The organism is Rhodococcus sp. IEGM 1409, assembly GCF_030056735.1.
Taxonomy (GTDB): domain Bacteria; phylum Actinomycetota; class Actinomycetes; order Mycobacteriales; family Mycobacteriaceae; genus Rhodococcus_F.
Map to the genome: position 1 here is coordinate 151,450 of NZ_JASHKN010000007.1, position 16,333 is coordinate 167,782.

14 protein-coding genes are annotated in these 16,333 nt (G+C 64.6%); 5 read left to right on the top strand and 9 right to left on the bottom strand.

Translation table 11 applies throughout. The features are described from left to right. The first annotated feature begins 17 nt into the window (after positions 1 to 17). Positions 18 to 1,361: an MFS transporter gene (locus QM716_RS19220; protein ID WP_283305663.1), complete on the top strand. Its 1,344-nt coding sequence runs from the start codon at positions 18 to 20 to the stop codon at positions 1,359 to 1,361. Here QM716_RS19220 and QM716_RS19225 read toward each other — a convergent pair. Next, positions 1,352 to 3,217 (bottom strand): helix-turn-helix domain-containing protein, encoded by a 1,866-nt coding sequence (locus QM716_RS19225; protein WP_283305664.1) that lies wholly within the window; start codon positions 3,215 to 3,217, stop codon positions 1,352 to 1,354. The two genes, QM716_RS19220 and QM716_RS19225, sit on opposite strands and share 10 nt — an antisense overlap. A gap of 113 nt (positions 3,218 to 3,330) precedes the next feature. Between QM716_RS19225 and QM716_RS19230 the strand changes: the two genes are divergently transcribed. Both QM716_RS19230 and QM716_RS19235 read left to right on the top strand, forming a co-directional pair. Further along, complete coding sequence (locus QM716_RS19230) at positions 3,331 to 4,698, top strand: FAD-binding oxidoreductase (protein WP_283305665.1); 1,368 nt, start codon at positions 3,331 to 3,333, stop codon at positions 4,696 to 4,698. Between the two features lie 139 nt (positions 4,699 to 4,837). Beyond that, complete coding sequence (locus QM716_RS19235) at positions 4,838 to 5,686, top strand: TauD/TfdA family dioxygenase (protein ID WP_283305667.1); 849 nt, start codon at positions 4,838 to 4,840, stop codon at positions 5,684 to 5,686. Between the two features lie 7 nt (positions 5,687 to 5,693). Here QM716_RS19235 and QM716_RS19240 read toward each other — a convergent pair whose 3' ends face one another. Both QM716_RS19240 and crgA read right to left on the bottom strand, forming a co-directional pair. Continuing rightward, the gene (locus QM716_RS19240; RefSeq protein ID WP_283305668.1) at positions 5,694 to 6,185 is read right to left on the bottom strand and encodes a PH domain-containing protein; all 492 of its coding nucleotides are present in this window, start codon (positions 6,183 to 6,185) and stop codon (positions 5,694 to 5,696) included. A gap of 107 nt (positions 6,186 to 6,292) precedes the next feature. Beyond that, entirely contained in the window at positions 6,293 to 6,556 is a 264-nt protein-coding gene (crgA, locus tag QM716_RS19245) for a cell division protein CrgA (RefSeq protein ID WP_003942576.1), read from the bottom strand. A gap of 102 nt (positions 6,557 to 6,658) precedes the next feature. Between crgA and QM716_RS19250 the strand changes: the two genes are divergently transcribed. Then, complete coding sequence (locus tag QM716_RS19250) at positions 6,659 to 7,372, top strand: DUF881 domain-containing protein (protein WP_020967993.1); 714 nt, start codon at positions 6,659 to 6,661, stop codon at positions 7,370 to 7,372. Positions 7,373 to 7,394: 22 nt separating this feature from the next. After that, positions 7,395 to 8,060: an aminodeoxychorismate/anthranilate synthase component II gene (locus QM716_RS19255; protein ID WP_283305669.1), complete on the top strand. Its 666-nt coding sequence runs from the start codon at positions 7,395 to 7,397 to the stop codon at positions 8,058 to 8,060. Positions 8,061 to 8,120: 60 nt separating this feature from the next. On the opposite strand, the gene pknB is transcribed toward QM716_RS19255, so the two are convergent. The 6 genes from pknB to QM716_RS19285 are packed head-to-tail and all read right to left on the bottom strand — an operon-like array spanning position 8,121 to position 16,207. Next, positions 8,121 to 10,046, bottom strand: a complete 1,926-nt coding sequence (pknB, locus tag QM716_RS19260; RefSeq protein WP_283305670.1) for a Stk1 family PASTA domain-containing Ser/Thr kinase — start codon at positions 10,044 to 10,046, stop codon at positions 8,121 to 8,123. Continuing rightward, positions 10,043 to 11,404 (bottom strand): protein kinase domain-containing protein, encoded by a 1,362-nt coding sequence (locus tag QM716_RS19265; RefSeq protein ID WP_283305672.1) that lies wholly within the window; start codon positions 11,402 to 11,404, stop codon positions 10,043 to 10,045. Before QM716_RS19265 ends, pknB begins: the two co-directional genes overlap by 4 nt. A gap of 3 nt (positions 11,405 to 11,407) precedes the next feature. Further along, positions 11,408 to 12,874, bottom strand: a complete 1,467-nt coding sequence (locus QM716_RS19270) for a peptidoglycan D,D-transpeptidase FtsI family protein (protein ID WP_283305673.1) — start codon at positions 12,872 to 12,874, stop codon at positions 11,408 to 11,410. Beyond that, the gene (locus tag QM716_RS19275) at positions 12,871 to 14,322 is read right to left on the bottom strand and encodes an FtsW/RodA/SpoVE family cell cycle protein (RefSeq protein WP_283305675.1); all 1,452 of its coding nucleotides are present in this window, start codon (positions 14,320 to 14,322) and stop codon (positions 12,871 to 12,873) included. Before QM716_RS19275 ends, QM716_RS19270 begins: the two co-directional genes overlap by 4 nt. Further along, positions 14,322 to 15,746: a PP2C family protein-serine/threonine phosphatase gene (locus QM716_RS19280; protein ID WP_283305676.1), complete on the bottom strand. Its 1,425-nt coding sequence runs from the start codon at positions 15,744 to 15,746 to the stop codon at positions 14,322 to 14,324. The genes QM716_RS19275 and QM716_RS19280 overlap by 1 nt, the downstream gene beginning before the upstream one ends. Further along, positions 15,743 to 16,207: an FHA domain-containing protein FhaB/FipA gene (locus tag QM716_RS19285; protein WP_283305677.1), complete on the bottom strand. Its 465-nt coding sequence runs from the start codon at positions 16,205 to 16,207 to the stop codon at positions 15,743 to 15,745. Before QM716_RS19285 ends, QM716_RS19280 begins: the two co-directional genes overlap by 4 nt. Between the last annotated feature and the right edge of the window lie 126 nt (positions 16,208 to 16,333).

Sequence of the window (16,333 nt, forward strand, 5' to 3'; positions counted from 1 at the left end):
CGAGGAGTACCCCTGCCATGACCTCCACCGATAGCACTACCACTGACGGTGGGGTTGCGCCGAGCGAGATCGAATCTCGCGTGGTGAAGAAGGTAGCGCGACGGCTGATCCCCTTTCTGATCCTGCTATATTTCGTGAACTATCTGGATCGTACGAACATCGCGTTCGCGAAGCTCACCATGAGCGCCGACCTCGGGATGACCGAGACGATGTTCGGCCTCGCCTCCGGACTCTTCTTCGTTGGCTATCTGCTGTTCGAGGTGCCGAGCAACCTGGCCCTGCACCGCTTCGGCGCCAGGCTGTGGATCGCGCGCATCATGCTCACCTGGGGCATCCTCGCCGCTGCGTTGGCATTCGTGCCGAATGTCGGCAGTCTCTATTTCCTGCGCATCCTGCTGGGAATCGCCGAGGCCGGTTTCTTTCCCGGAGTTCTTCTCTACCTGACCTTCTGGTTCCCGAAGAAGTACCGCGTACGCCTGATGGGCCTGTTCCTGCTGACGCTTCCGCTTTCGTCGGCGCTCGGCGCCCCACTCTCGGCTGCCATCATCCAGTACGGCGACGGTCTGTTCGGCCTGGCCGGATGGCGCGTGATGTACCTGATCGAGGGTCTGCCCGCCGTGATCTTGGCGTTTGTCGTCTGGTTCTACCTCACTGACCGTCCCGCCGACGCCAAGTGGTTGACCCTCGAGGAGCGCACGTGGCTGATGAAGTCCATGGCGGACGAGGAAAAAGAACTCGGCGACGCCGGTCACCAGTCGGCTGGTAAGACCCTGCGTGATCCCCGCGTCATCGGTTTCGGTCTGGTCTACTTCGGAATCACGTACGGGCTCTACGCTTTGAGTTTCTTCCTGCCGAGCATCGTCGCGGGATTCAAGCAGACATTCAACACTGATTTCTCGCTCGTCGAGACCGGCCTGATCGTGGCCGTCCCCTACGCTGTCGGCGCCGTCGCGATGGTGCTGTGGAGCCGCCATTCCGACAAGACCGGTGAACGGATGTGGCACGTCGCAGCGCCGACGCTCTTGGGTGCGGTATCCATTCCGATTGCGCTGTACCTGGATTCGCCGTTCACCGTCATGATCGCCGTCTCGCTCACCGCCGTCGGCGTGCTGTGTGCACTCCCCGTCTTCTGGTACTTGCCCACTACCTTCCTGACGGGCGCCAGCGCGGCGGCCGGTATCGCGATGATCAACTCGATCGGCAACGCGTCGGGCTTCGGCGCTCCGTACCTCACCGGCTGGCTCACTGATGTGACCGGAAATGCCAAGGCAGGCCTCTGGGTGGTGGGCGCCGTGATGCTCTGTGCCGCAATACTTGTTGTGGTGCTGGCTAAACGATCGAGCAAGCCCGCTCAGATCTGACCGAGTTTCCCCGCACTGGCACGCAGCCGGATCAGGAGCGCAAGATCGAGCGCCTGATCCGGCTGACGCCACTGTGTTCCGATCAACCGGTCGATCGATTCAAGGCGTTGATACAGAGTGTTGGCGTGAATCGCGAGCGCGGCGGCGGTCGCGGAATGCTTGCAATTGTGCGAGAGGTACGACGCCAGAGTGTCCAATAGTGGAACCCCGCGTCGTTGCTCCTCCTCGAGGAGGGGGCCGAGGGAACGCTGCGTCAGCGCGTCCAGTTCGTCGCGGCCGGTGCGGCTGAGGAGAATTCGGTAAATGCCGAGTGAACTTGCCGGTTCGACATGTGAGGCCCGTCCCAGCGTCTCGAGGACGTCGACGGTGTGCTGAGCCTCGACGTAAGCCCGAGCCAGTCCTTCTGCTCCAACGGCCGGATCGGCGATTCCGACGGTCGGGTTCTCCGCCGGTTGCACCCATGCCGCCGCAACGTCTGCCGGTGACATTCCGGGGATCAGTGCGATGACCCGTGAACCATGCTCGGCTACAACGGTTCCCGACGGGAATGCAATTTCCTCGATACTGCGACGCGTGCGGTCGACGGCGTCGGCCGGGCGGGCCACCACGACGGTGTACGAGCGGTCGGGGTTGAGCCCGGCCAGGCGGAACTGCCCGGTGACTTCGGCCGGCGTCGGCGCAGGCCTGGTGATCAGATCGACGAGGAACGCGTCGCGTGCTCGACGGGTGGCTTCCCTGGCTGCCCGTTCGCCGACCAGGGCAAGCGCAATGGCGGGAGCAGACCTTTCGAGTGCCAACCTCATGGCGGCGGTGGGTTCTCGGCGCGAGAGCAGGAACAGAACTCCGAGTTGGTCACCGGCACTGCGTACTTCGGTGGCAAAAAGGAACTGCTCGCCGACGATGAGCGTCACCTCCTGCTCGCGTCGGTCGGCAGCGAGGATGTCGAAGACCCGGTGAACGCTCTCGCTCACCCGTTGCAATCCCGGTGGGATCTCCGATGTTCCGGTCACGAAGAACACCGGCGAGCCCGTCGACGCGGAGGTTTCCTCCACGAGTTCACGGACTCCACCGCCGCGCAGAACCACCTGAGTGAGCGAGCGGTCCCAGGTCAGTGTCTGTTCGAGAAGTGCTGTGCGTTCGGCAAGTTCGGTGTTCGCGGCATTCACTTCCGCAACCGTCGCGCGATAGCGTTCGAGGGAGCGGGCATTCTCGATAGCCACCGAGGCATGAGCTGCGAGAGCGGACAGCAACGCAACTTCCTCGTTGCCGAATCGACGCTCCTGACGCTTGCAGGCGCACAGCGCGCCCAGGATCTTGCCGTTCAATGTCAGTGGTACGGCCAGCAGGCCGCGCATGTTCTCGGCCCGTGCTGCGTCGTCAGCCGGTCCGATGTGTGCAAACGAAGGATCGTTGCGGTAGTCGGGAGACCAAGCGGGAGAAGAATTCTCGACCACCCGACCGATCAGACCTTCGCGGAATGGAACCGTGAGGCCGAGGAGTTGGGAGGTGTACGCCCCGCTGGTGACCTCGATGATCAAGATGTCCTCGTGAATCAGAGCAAGGTACGAAAGATCGACGCCCAGTAGTCGTTTGGCCTGGTCCACGATCTCCTGCAGGAGGGCATGGTGATCGTGCATCGTGGTCAGCAGCGACGCGATGTCGTTGAGCGCCCCGAGCTCGGTGGCGCGCTGTCGGCGCTGAGCCAGAAGACTTCGTAGTTGAAGCGCCGATCGGGCTTCTCGCTCGATCTCGGCAGCGGCCTCGGGGCCCGACCCGGCGGCCAGTTGATCGCGATGCTCGATGAGTTCCTCGGTGGATGCCTCGGCCAGGAGAAGCTGTAGCCAGTTCTCGTGCATTGGCACTCCCTCGTCAGATCAATCGTGAGTATGGAGAGAATGCCCATACAGTCTCCGGTTTCTCGGAGTAAACCTACATGGGGTGGTGTAGTCGCCGTCACTATCGTGGAGGCATGACACTCCTCGAGGCGCTCGGCTCGCAGATCGATGCGGATCGACTGATCACCGACCCCGACATCATGGCGAGCTACATCCACGACGACGCCGAGTGGGCTCCCTATGAGATGCCTGTCGCAGTGGTCCGTCCGCGCACAGCCGAGCAGGTACAGGCCGTTGTGCAGGCGTGCATCGCCCACGGTGCTCCCGTCGTGACGCGCGGCGCCGGTACCGGGCTGTCGGGCGGAGCCAACGCGGTCACCGGTGGCGTCGTGATCGCCTTCGATGCGATGAATGCCATCAAGGAGATCAACACCCTCGAGCGTTTGGCTGTGGTCGAACCCGGAGTGGTCAACGATCACCTCCGCGACGCCTGCGCCGAGCACGGCCTCTGGTACCCGCCCGATCCGGCCAGCGCGCCCTGGTCGACGATCGGCGGCAACGTCGCGACCAATGCCGGCGGCTTGTGCTGCGTCAAGTACGGCGTCACCAAGGACTACGTGCTGGGCATGCAGGTGGTCACCGGAACCGGCGAGCTGGTTCGGCTCGGGCGCCGAACTGCCAAGGGAGTGGCTGGGTTTGATCTATCGGCGCTCATGGTCGGCTCCGAAGGCACTCTCGGGGTGATCACCGAGGTGACCGTCAAGCTTCGTCCTCAGCGCGATCCTGAACGCACCATCGTCGGATACTTCGACTCCATCGTCGCTGCGGGCAAGGCCGTCGAAGCCGTCGCTGCCGACGGTCTCACGCCCTCTGCTCTCGAGCTGATCGACCGGCAGTGCCTGCTTGCCGTCGACGCCTGGAAGAACATGGGTCTCTCGGCCGACGCCGAGGTGGTCCTGCTCGGCCGCATCGACACACCCGGCGAGATAGGCGACGCCGAAGCCGAGCGAATGTTGGCTTGTTTCAACCGCTCCGGAGCAACCTGGAGTGCCAGGTCCACCGACCAGGAGGAAGCCGACGCGCTGTTCTCCGCCAGGCGACTGGCGTACCCCGCCCTCGAGCGGCTCGGCCCGGTGCTGACCGAGGACATCTGTGTTCCCAAGGCGGCGGTCCCGGAGATGCTGGCACGCATCGAAGCCATCTCGGCCCGTCACGACACGCACATCGCGAACATCGCGCACGCGGGTGACGGCAACCTGCATCCGCTGCTGATCACGCCTCACGACGACGAAGCGGCGCGACGACGCGCTCAGGCCGCTTTTGCCGAGATCATCGACAACGCCCTCGAGTTGGGCGGAACCGTCACCGGCGAGCACGGCGTCGGCCTGCTGAAGATGGGCGGCCTGGCGCAAGAACTGTCACCGGCAGTTGTCGCGATGCATCACGCAATCAAGGGGGCGCTCGACCCGCACGGAATCATGAACCCTGGCAAGGTGATTTGAAGGGCCGTGTGATTTGAAGGGCAGTGTGATTTGAAGCCCTGCTCCGTAACCGAATCGGTTTCCGGAGTTACGCCGTCGAAATGACGAGTTCCTACGCTCGAGTTGAACCGTTTGGCCAACTCGACGTATGGAGTCATGAATGTTTTCTTCCGAATTGACGCTGGCAAGTGTTGTTCCGCGGCGTGTGGAGACGGTCGAGGCCGTCCGGGCGGCGATCGCTCTGGACGGCGCCGCGGTCTTCGGTGGGCTGCATACGGAGGATGACGCCATTGCTTTCGCGTCGAAGTTGCTCGGTGAGAAGTGCATTCGCGTCGGCCGCCAGTTCGAGGCGAGCGCCAAGAGTCAGGATGCCGAAGCAGCTGTCGTCGACACGCAACCGGTGGACGAACGCGGGCGCAAGCGCTCGTTCGGTATCTCCGGCGAGCGGATGACCGCCCACAACGACGGTTTTGCTTTCGGCGATTACGCGCCCGACTATCTGTTTCTGTGGTGCAAGCGACCGGCGTACCCGAGTGGCGGCGACTCGTTTCTCATCGACGCGGTCAAACTGACGCGATTGCTCGCCTTCGATCCCGCAACAGCGGGACTGGCCGAATTCTGTTGGAGCACAGACATCGATCATTCTGAACCGAACTTCCCGCAGAACACATTTGCGCCGATCGCCCGGACGGTGCCGAGTGGACGCAACCAGGTTCGGTATCACCCATATCTCGCGCCGATCGCCGGCGAATCGGAAGAAGCGCAGTGGCCGCTGGTGAAGCAGTGGAGTGAAGCCGTGATTCACGTGCGAGACAGTGGGCCGATGTTCCGCGCCGACGCCGGCGAGATGATCTGCATCGACAACTACCGGGTACTGCACGGCCGCGACGGATACACCGATCCAGGCCGTGAGCTGTACTCGATCTGGGGATGGTCGAGCGACGCCGTAGCAGTGCCGCAACAGGCTCTCGACATCGTGCAGCCGGACCTCGCGGCACTGGCCATGTAACCCGCGCTTACTTCTCCGGCGGCACCAAACCATGGACAGCGAGCACGTCCAGGACGTCCTCCGGCGACGTACCGAGATCCCAGCGTCCGAAGATCAACAGCTTCTCCGTGTCGGTGGGCCGGTCGACGATGTCGATCTCGAGCATCGGGACGCGTCGACCCAGACGCGGGTAGCGGACAAGCCGCACGCGGTCGATCTGTTCGCGAGTGAACGTGTGCCGGGCGCGAAGTCGCTGCACCGCGATCGATTTGGTTCCCCCGTCTTCGATCACCGCCAGCCGGGGACGCTGACGCAGAGCGAGTCCGCCCATCACGAACAGCCCGATCACCGCGAGGGCGAGCAGGAAGCGTCCGGCAGGCTCCGTGGGCGCGACGATCGAGGCGATCGCGAGGGCAACTCCTCCGCCGAACATCGCATAGACAACACCCATCGGAGTGGCCCACGAGACGACCTCCGTGGCGTTGTCACGAGGCTGTGGATGAAATTCATCCTCGAGCATGTGGATAACTTCCTAGGTTGTCCACAGGAGTTATCCACAATGGGGATGAATGACACCCATGTAATTGAAAGACGGTCACGATCCGAGCCGAATCAGATACTCGCCGGTCAGCGCCATCTCATGGTCATGACAAGGCCGACAACCATGAAACCGAAGCCGACGAGGAAGTTATAGTTTCCCAAGTCGTTCATCCACGTGATCGAATCCGCGGCCAAGTAGTACACAATCAACCACGCCAGGCCGACAAGCATGAATCCGAGCATCACGGAGACATACAAAGTGCTCGACGGACCCATCTTCACCTTCACCGGAGTGCGGTTTGCCGGGTTGACTGTGTAGTCGTTCTTCTTACGGACCTTCGACTTGGGCATGACGTCCTCGCTCTACGGTGTGACCTGCATGTGTTACCTACACGCTAACGTAGCTGTGTCCAGTTGGTCACCGGCCGACCTGCACAATCCGGGAGGAGCCACGTGTCTTCGGGTGAATCTTCACGAACCGTCTGGCACATCGGTGTACTTGCCGTCTGCCTGGTAGCCGGTCTGATGGTCGCCACGGCGCAGAGATCCGCCGAGGAAAATCAGCTGCAGGTCACCGAAAGCACCAGGCTCTCCGATCTGGTCCGCAGTGCCCAGGCCAATGCCGAAAAAGTTTCGGCCGACCGGGACGAACTTGCCGCTCAGCTCGATTCGCTGCAGGAAGACGCCGCTCGGTCCGACGCCGGAGTGGCAGCAGCCCTCGGTGACATCAAGAACATCTCCGCCGACGCGGGACTGACGGAGATGACCGGCCCGGGCGTCGTGGTCACGATGACGGACGCCCCGCGCAATGCCGACGGCAAGTATCCGGTCGACGCCACCCCGGACGACCTCGTCGTGCATCAGCAGGACGTCCAGAGCGTCCTGAACGCACTGTGGGCCGGCGGGGCCGAAGCGGTGGGCATGCAGGACCAACGGATCATCAGTACGTCGGCGCCGCGGTGCATCGGAAACACTCTCCTTCTTCACGGCCGTACCTACAGTCCGCCCTACGTGATGAGTGCCATCGGCGACGTTGCACGCCTCGAGGCGGCACTGGCCGCCGAACCGGGTATTCGGATCTACAAGCAGTACGCGACCCGCTTCGGCCTCGGGTACACGCAGGCAACCCCGTCGCAGATCACGGTCCCCGCCTATACCGGCGGATAGCACGGGCGTTTACCCTGCTCTCATGAGGATTCTCGTCGTCGACAACTACGACAGCTTTGTGTTCAACCTGGTGCAGTACCTCGGCCAGCTCGGAACCGAAGCCGTGGTCTGGCGCAACGACGATCCACAACTGACGGCCGACCTCGAGGGTGCAGTAGCGCAGTTCGACGGCATTCTCCTGAGCCCGGGCCCCGGAACTCCGCAGCGCGCGGGAGCGACGATGGATCTGGTGAAGGTCTGCGCCGACACCAAGACCCCGCTGCTCGGCGTCTGCCTCGGGCATCAGGCGATCGGTGCGGCCTTTGGTGGAACCGTCGACCGCGCGCCCGAACTGCTTCACGGCAAGACGAGCCTGGTGCACCACAAGGGCGTCGGCGTCCTGGCCGGCTTGCCCGATCCGTTCACCGCTACCCGCTATCACTCGCTGACGGTTCTCGAGGACACCATTCCCGAGGAACTCGAGGTGACCGCACACACCGAGAGCGGCGTCGTGATGGCGATGCGTCACCGCGAACTGCCGATTCACGGCGTCCAGTTCCACCCCGAATCCGTCCTCACCCAGGGTGGGCACCGGATGCTCGCGAACTGGCTCGCAGTCTGCGGTGAGGCGCCGCCGGAAGGGCTCGTCGCAGCCCTCGAGGCCGAGGTCGCGTCGGCGCTCGGTGGAGCCCTGCCCGCAATTCTCTGACACCTGTCCACAAAAAAGTGCCTCCCGGAAATCTCCGGGAGGCACTCTTTTTCGCTTTGTCTAGCGGCCGGGGATTCCGAGCGCTCCGACGCTGACGGTGATGACCGCGTCCTTGGAGATCTCCGAGCCCGGAGGCTGCGTCTGCGAGACGATCTTGCCCACCATTTCCGGGGTGAGCGTCGTGCTCTGGTTCTGCACCAGCTGCGATGCGGTTCCCGCCCAGCCGGCGGCCCGAAGCGTGGTCAACGCCTCCGACACCGTCTTGTTGGTGAGATCAGGCATCGCGACCTGGTTGCCGTTGGACACTCGCAGCGTCACGGTCGAACCCTTGGTTGCCGATGTGCCACCGGTCGGGTCGGTCGAAACGACCTGCCCCTTCGGCAGACCCGAATCGATCTCCGTGATCTGGACGGCGAACCCGGCACCTTCGATGTTGGGCCTCGCCACCTCTTCACGCTGGCCGGTCACATCCGGGACGCGAACCTGCTCCGGGCCGGTGCCGACGGTGATCGAGACCGCGGAATCGAGAACAACCGACACTCCGACGGCCGGGTCCTGATTGACGATCTTGTCGACCTCGGCAATGGTCGATGCCGCCTTGCCGATGGTCGGATCCAGTCGGAGACCGACGGAGTTGAGCTTCTTCTCGGCGTCGTCCTGGCTCAGGCCGGTCAGGCGCGGAATGGCTACCTGCTCGGGTCCGGTGGACACGTCGATGGTGACGGTGCTGCCCTTCTCGATGCGCACCCCGGCAACCGGACGCGTCGTGATGACGTTTCCGGCCGCGATCACCTTGTCCGTCTTCTGCTGACGCTCCACTTGGAATCCGGCGTTCGTCAGTGTCGCCTCGGCGACGTCGGCGGGCTGGTTGGTGAGGTCACCCGGAACTGTCACCATCTCGACCTTCGGCGAGTTCACCCGGATCAGGAAGAACGTCACCAGACCGATCACCAGAAGCGCCGCGATGCCCATCAGGGCGTAGCGTCCGCCCTTCTTCTTGGCAGGCGGCTCGGCAGCGCGAGTTGTCCGCGCAGCAACCGGCTCGACCGGATCGGGAGCAGTGCGGTAGTTCCCGGTGTCGGAGCCGACGGCGCCGAGGATGGTGGTGCGGTCCTCGTCGTTCATCACCATCGGAGCACTCGGACGCTGACCGCCCAGGACGCGTACCAAGTCGCTGCGCATGTCGCCGGCGCTCTGGTAGCGGTTGGCCGGGTTCTTGCTCATCGCCTTGAGAATGATCGAATCCAGCTCGCGCGGAATGTCGGGATTGATTTCCGACGGCGTCTGCGGATCCTCACGAACATGCTGGTACGCCACGGCGACCGGTGAATCACCCTTGAACGGCGGCTCGCCCGTCAGAATCTCGAACAGCACACAACCGAGCGAGTAGACGTCCGAACGCGCGTCCACCTGCTCACCCCGCGCCTGCTCCGGCGACAGGTACTGAGCGGTGCCGATCACGGCAGCCGTCTGCGTCATCGGGCTCGACGCGTCGGAAATGGCACGGGCAATGCCGAAGTCCATCACCTTCACGGCGCCGGCACGGTTGATCATGATGTTGGCGGGCTTGACGTCGCGGTGCACGATGCCGTTGCGGTGGCTGAAGTCCAAAGCGGCACAGACGTCCGCGATCACTTCCATCGCCTTGCGCGGAGCCATCGGCCCGGTGCCGCGAACGATGTCACGCAACGTGTCGCCGTCGACGTACTCCATGACGATGTACGGCAGCGGCCCGGCGTCGGTCTCGGCTTCACCGGTGTCGTAGACGGCCACGATCGCCGGATGGTTCAGCGCGGCAGCGTTCTGCGCCTCACGACGGAACCGCAGGTAGAACGTGGGGTCGCGCGCGAGGTCTGCACGCAGCACCTTGATCGCGACGTCGCGGCTGAGTCGGAGGTCGCGCGCCAGGTGAACCTCGGACATTCCGCCGAAGCCGAGAATCTCACCCAGCTCGTAGCGGGAGGAGAGATTGCGGGGTGTCGTCATTGGTCTTGTCCTAGCGGTTCTTCAGCGTCTCCGGGATCCGCCAACGGCTCAGTGGTCGTTGTGGTCGTCGTTGTCGTCGTGGTGGTGGTTGTGGTCGTCGGAGTGGTTGTTGTCGTGGTCGGAGTTGTCGTGGTGGTGGTGGTCGGCTCGGTCGTGGTTGTGGTCGGCCGAGTCGTCGTGGTGGTCGGCTCGGTGGTCGTCGTCGTCGGCCGAGTCGTTGTCGTGGTGGGCTTGGGCGTCGTCGTAGTCGGCAACGTCGTGGACGTGACGACGGGCGGCGTCGGGTCGCTCGGACCGTCGGTCGCGATCCAGACTCCGCCGATGATCAACGCCAACAAGATCAATCCACCTGCGGCCCACGCCACGGCTTTCTGCCCACTGGTCATTCCGCCGGCTGCCGCGTCGTCCGCAGCAGCTGCGCCCGTCGCCGGGCCCGCGTACGTCGGCGGCATGACCTGCGTGGCGCCCGTCGCCGGCAACGCGCTTGCGGCACCGGTGGCGAGCAGACCGGGCGGCGGTGGACGCCGACCCGCGCGGACAGCTGCGACGGCGTCGGCGAACTCGCCACCACTGGCGTAGCGGCCGGCCGGATCCTTGGCCAACGTGATGTCGATGAGCTCGCGGATGTTCGGCGGCAGGTCGTCCGGCATCGGCGCCGGGGTTTCCTGCACGTGCTTCATCGCGACGGTCAGGGCGCCGTCACCGGTGAACGGGCGTCGACCCGAAAGTGCTTCGTATCCGACGATTCCCAGCGAGTACACGTCACTCGCCGCGGTCGCGTCCTGACCGAGAGCCTGCTCGGGTGCGATGTACTGGGCAGTGCCCATCACCATTCCCGTGCGCGTGACAGGTGAGTTCTCGACGGCCTTGGCGATGCCGAAGTCCGTGATCTTCACCTGGCCCGTCGGCGTGATGAGGATGTTGCCCGGCTTCACGTCCCGGTGCACGACACCGGCGTCGTGTGCGACCTGGAGGGCGCGGCCGGTCTGCTCGAGCATGTCGAGGGCATGCGGAACCGCCAGGCGACCGACGCGCGCCAGGACGGCGTTGAGCGGTTCCCCGTTGACGAGTTCCATCACCAGGTACGCCGTGGAATCGCCCGAGCTGTCGCGGGTCTCGCCGTAGTCGTAGATTCCGGCGATACCGGGATGGTTGAGCTGCGCGGTGGTGCGGGCCTCGAAGCGGAAGCGCTCCAAGAACTCCGGATCGGAAGAGAACTCGGACTTGAGTACCTTGACGGCGACGCGACGGTTGAGCCGGGAGTCGGTGGCTTCCCACACCTGACCCATCCCGCCGGTGGCGATGAGACGGATCAATCGGTAACGATCGGCGATCAAAGCGCCGTTGTTCAACGCCACGGTTCAGCCCCCTTGGATTCCGGCTGCGATGACTGCACGACCGATCGGCGCAGCAACCGAGCCACCGGTAGCGGCGAGTCCGCGGTCACCACCGTTCTCGACGATGACGGCCACGGCGACCGTCGGATTCTGCGCCGGTGCAAAAGCGATGTACCAGGCGTGCGGCGGGGTTTCCCGCGGGTTCACGCCGTGCTCGGCGGTACCGGTCTTGGACGCGATCTGAACCCCGGGGATCTTGCCGTCGCCGCCGGTGAAGTTCTCCGAGCCGATCATCAGATCAGTCAGCGTTGCCGCCACTGCCGGCGAGATCGCCTGACCCATCGACACCGGTGACGGCGTACTGAGATCGGTCAGATCGGGTGCCTGCAACTGGGAGATCAGGTTGGGCTGCATCCGCACACCACCGTTGGCGACGGTCGCGGCGATCACTGCATTCTCGAGCGGGGTGACCGCAACGTCACGCTGGCCGATGCTGGTCTGGCCGAGGGCCGCGTCGTCGGAGATGTCGCCGACGGTGCTGTCCGCAACCGGCAGCGGGATCGCGGGAGTGTTGGGTCCGATGCCGAAAGCGCTGGCCTCGTCCTTGATGGCGTCCGCGCCGTCCTTGATACCCAGTTCGACGAAGGCCGTGTTGCACGAACGCGCAAACGCTTCACGCAACGACGCCGTCGGATTGGGACCGCAGGTGCTGCCGTTGTAGTTCTCGAGGGTCGTATTGGTGCCGGGCAGCGTGATCTGCGGCGCCGCGGTCAGCTGGTCGTCCGGGGTCGCACCGTTGCCCAGAGCTGCGGCCGTGGTGAGCACCTTGAACGTCGAACCGGGAGGGTAGGTCTGCGAGATCGCGCGGTTGACCAGCGGATCGTTGGGATCGGCGTTGAGCTCGTCCCACGCCTTCGTGGTTTCGGCGCCGTCGTGGCTGGCAAGCAGGTTCGGGTCGTAGCTCGGGGTGCTGACCATTGTCAGGATGCGCCCGGTGCTCGGCTCGATGGCGACGACGGAACCGGTGTAGCCCTTGCTGGTCAACTGGTCGTAGGCCACCTGCTGCATGGCCGGATTGAGCGTCGTGACGACGTTGCCGCCGCGCGGATCGCGTCCGGACACCAGGTCGAAGAAGCGCTGGCTGAACAGCCGGTTGTCCGAGCCGTTGAGAATCGGATCCTCGGTGCGCTCGAGGCCGGCGCTGCCGTACTGCATCGAGTAGAAGCCCGTGACCGGTGCGTACGGGTACGGATTCGGATACTGGCGCAGATACTTGTACCGGTCGTCGGTGGCCTGGGAGGCCGCCAGTACCTGTCCGGCCGCCGAGATCTGACCTCGCTGGCGTGAGTACTCGTCGAGCAGCACCCGTGAGTTGCGCGGGTCGGCTCGCAGGTCGTCAGCTTTGATGACCTGTACGTACGTGGCGTTGGCGAGGAGCGCGACGACCATCACCATGACGGCCATCGCGACGCGGCGCAGTGGAGTGTTCATACGCGCGGCATCATCTCGGTATTGGCGTCAGCGATTGGGGGCGGGCCTTTCTTCTTCGTCACTACCGGCGCACGAGCCGCGTCCGAGATCCGGACGAGGATGGCCAGCAGTAGGTAGTTCGCGAGCAGCGACGAGCCGCCGTACGACATGAACGGTGTTGTCAGACCCGTCAGCGGGATCAGCTTGGTGACGCCGCCGACGACGACGAAGATCTGGATCGCGATGGTGAACGACAGACCGGCGGCGAGCAGTTTGCCGAAGCTGTCGCGCACTGCCAGTGCCGTACGCAGGCCGCGCACGATGAGGAGCAGGAACAGCATCAGCACAGCGGCCAGGCCGATCAGGCCGAGCTCTTCGCCGATGGTCGCGATGATGAAGTCCGTCTTCGCGAACGGCACCTGGTTGGGCCGTCCACTGCCCAGACCTGTTCCGGCGATACCGCCGGTGGCCAGGCCGAACAGCGATTGCGAGATCTGATAACCGGTATTGGCGTAGTCGCCGAGCGGGTCCAGCCAGGTGTCGACGCGGACGCGCACGTGTCCGAACATCTTGTAGGCGAAGAAGAATCCGATGGCGAGCAGTCCGCTGCCGATCACCAGCCAGCCCACACGTTCGGTCGCGATGTAGAGCATCACCAGCACGGTGCTGAAAAGCAGCAGCGACGTGCCGAGGTCGGTCTCGAAGACGAGCACGCCCACCGAGACGATCCAGGCGAGCAGGATCGGGCCGAGGTCGCGGGCACGCGGAAAGTCCATGCCCAGGAAGTGTTTACCGGCCGAGGTGAACAGGTCGCGCTTGGCGACGAGCACTGACGCGAAGAAGATGATGAGCAGGATCTTCGCGAACTCACCTGGCTGAATGCTGAATCCGGGCAGGCGAATCCAGATCTTTGCGCCGTTCACGCTCGAGAACTTCGCCGGCAGGATCGCGGGAATCGCCAGGAACACCAGGCCCGCAAGGCCGAGCGTGTAGCTGAAACGCGCCATCAGGCGGTAGTCCTTCAAGAACACGAGCAGCAGCACAAAACCGGTGATCGCCAGTGCAGTCCACATGACCTGCTGGTTCGCATCCGGTGACGGTGCCTCGACGCCGTTGTAGAGCGCTGTCTGTTCGTCGGCGAGGTCGAGTCGGTGGATGAGCACCAACCCCAGGCCGTTGAGCAGGGCGACGATCGGCAGTAGCAGCGGATCGGCGTACGGCGCATACCGCCGAATTGCCAAGTGCGCGATCAGGAACAAGCCCGTGTACGCGAGCGCGTACTTCGCCAGATCGAGAGTGATCTTCTGTTCCTGGCTCGCCTCGACGAGTAGGAGCGAGACCGTCGTGATGATGACGGCAAAGCCCAGGAGCAGTAGCTCCATGTTTCGGCGGGTCGACTGGACCGGCGCCGGGGCAAAACCTCCGGGCGGACTCGGAAAAGCCGTCCCCGCAGCTGCGTTGGACGACATCAGTTGACCGTCCTGCAAGTCTGACCGGGAACTTCGGTCGGCGTAGGCGTAGTCGTGGGTGTCGCCGTTGTCGGCGCGGCCGGCTCCGCGGGCGGCGCAGGAGCCGGGGTGGTCTCCGGTGCAGGCGGGGGAGTGGGCGTTGCCGTCGTCGTCGGAACCGGCTCACATCGAGGCAGCAGATCGCCGCCGATGAGACGGATCATCTGGCTCTGCGCATCTTCACGCTTGCCGGACGGCAGCCCGGCGCGCACCTGTTCCTGCGCCGACGGCTGCAGATCGGCGACCTCGAGGATGTTGCAGTCGCTGGGAATCGCGTCGGGGGAGACGAGGGTGAGGACGTCGTCGTCGCCGACGCAGCCCACCAGGTCCGCGTCCTGCAGCGAGTAGCCGAGCACAGAACCGGGGATGCCGCGCAGCACCGTCACGCGGCCGTTGTCTTCGCCGACGTAGTAGTTGTTGCGGATGACGGCGCGGCCGATCACAGCTCCGACACCGACAAGCGCGATCAGCACCACGGCGAGGACCACCCACCACAACCGGTTCCGCTTCTTCTTCGGTTCCGGTTCGGGCTGGGAGACAACTCGCTTGGGCGTCGCGCGCGGCGGGCGCATGGCTGCGGCGCGGCCGGCAGCGGTGTTGGGGGGAGGGGCGTCCTCTTCCTCTTCCGTCGACGCGGCGCCCGCGACGATGGGATGCGACTGGCCGTAGTCGAGGTCGATGACATCGGCGACGACGACGGTGACGTTGTCGGGACCGCCGCTGCGCAGCGCCAATTCGATGAGACGATCGGCGCACTGCTCCTGCGAGCCCTCGCGCATCGTGTTCTCGATGGTCTCGTCGCTGACCACGTCGGAGAGGCCGTCGGAGCAGAGCAGGTAACGATCGCCGGCGCGAGCTTCGCGCACGGTGAGCGTCGGCTCGATCTCGTTTCCGGTCAACGCCCGCATGATCAGGGATCGCTGCGGGTGCGTGTGTGCCTGCTCGGCGGTGATCCTGCCCTCGTCGACCAACGACTGAACGAACGTGTCGTCGCGGGTGATCTGCGTCAGATGGTCGTCACGCAGCAGGTAGGCGCGCGAGTCGCCGATGTGCACGAGACCGAGCTTGCTGCCGGAGAAGAGGATCGCGGTGAGCGTGGTGCCCATGCCGTCGAGTTCGGGTTCTTCCTCGACGTGATCGGCGATGGAATCGTTGCCCTCGCGGGTGGCTGCCTCGAGCTTGCCGAGCAGATCCTCGCCGGGCTCGTCGTCGTCGAGATGCGCCAGGGCGGCAATCATCAACTGCGACGCGACCTCACCGGCAGCGTGTCCGCCCATACCGTCGGCCAAGGCCAGCAGGCGTGCACCGGCGTACACGGAATCTTCGTTGTTGGAGCGCACGAGACCGCGGTCGCTGCGCGCCGCGTAGCGGAGAACAAGGGTCACGGGCGTAGCTCGATTACCGTCTTGCCGACGCGAACCGGAGTGCCCAGCGGGACGCGCACCGCGGTCGTGACCTTGGCGCGGTCCAGATAGGTGCCGTTGGTTGAACCGAGATCCTCGACGTACCAGTCGGCGCCACGCTGCGAGAGCCGCGCATGGCGCGTCGACGCGTAATCGTCGGTGAGAACGAGCGTCGAATCATCGGCGCGGCCGATCATGACGGGCTGAGAGCCGAGGGTGATGCGGGTACCGGCCAGAGCGCCCTGCGTGACCACCAGGTACCGAGGCACCTTCGCCTTGCCCAGCGAGGGAAGGACCTTTCCGGCGCGGGCGTACCGCGGCGGAACCCTGACCCCGGAGCCGGCATAGATGTCGGAGCGGAGAGTGCGGAGGACTGCCCAGACGAACAGCCACAGTAGGAGCAGGAAGCCCGCCCGTGTGAGTTGCAGAATCAGGCCCTGCACGGCTGTCCACCTCCTTCTATGGCTCGAGCCCCGCCGCAGCGGGGTTCGAGCATTGTCGACTGGCAGCATCATAGGGGGCTCTGGGCCCCGAAGATTACGATATGACAGCCGCGTGACGGCGGCGCG

Bases quoted from the DNA above. Each gene is read 5' to 3' on its own strand.
- QM716_RS19220 (WP_283305663.1), top strand. From the start codon at position 18: ATGACCTCCACCGATAGCACTACCACTGACGGTGGGGTTGCGCCGAGC.
- QM716_RS19225 (WP_283305664.1), bottom strand. From the start codon at position 3,217: ATGCACGAGAACTGGCTACAGCTTCTCCTGGCCGAGGCATCCACCGAG.
- QM716_RS19230 (WP_283305665.1), top strand. From the start codon at position 3,331: ATGACACTCCTCGAGGCGCTCGGCTCGCAGATCGATGCGGATCGACTG.
- QM716_RS19235 (WP_283305667.1), top strand. From the start codon at position 4,838: ATGTTTTCTTCCGAATTGACGCTGGCAAGTGTTGTTCCGCGGCGTGTG.
- QM716_RS19240 (WP_283305668.1), bottom strand. From the start codon at position 6,185: ATGCTCGAGGATGAATTTCATCCACAGCCTCGTGACAACGCCACGGAG.
- crgA (WP_003942576.1), bottom strand. From the start codon at position 6,556: ATGCCCAAGTCGAAGGTCCGTAAGAAGAACGACTACACAGTCAACCCG.
- QM716_RS19255 (WP_283305669.1), top strand. From the start codon at position 7,395: ATGAGGATTCTCGTCGTCGACAACTACGACAGCTTTGTGTTCAACCTG.
- pknB (WP_283305670.1), bottom strand. From the start codon at position 10,046: ATGACGACACCCCGCAATCTCTCCTCCCGCTACGAGCTGGGTGAGATT.
- QM716_RS19270 (WP_283305673.1), bottom strand. From the start codon at position 12,874: ATGAACACTCCACTGCGCCGCGTCGCGATGGCCGTCATGGTGATGGTC.
- QM716_RS19275 (WP_283305675.1), bottom strand. From the start codon at position 14,322: ATGTCGTCCAACGCAGCTGCGGGGACGGCTTTTCCGAGTCCGCCCGGA.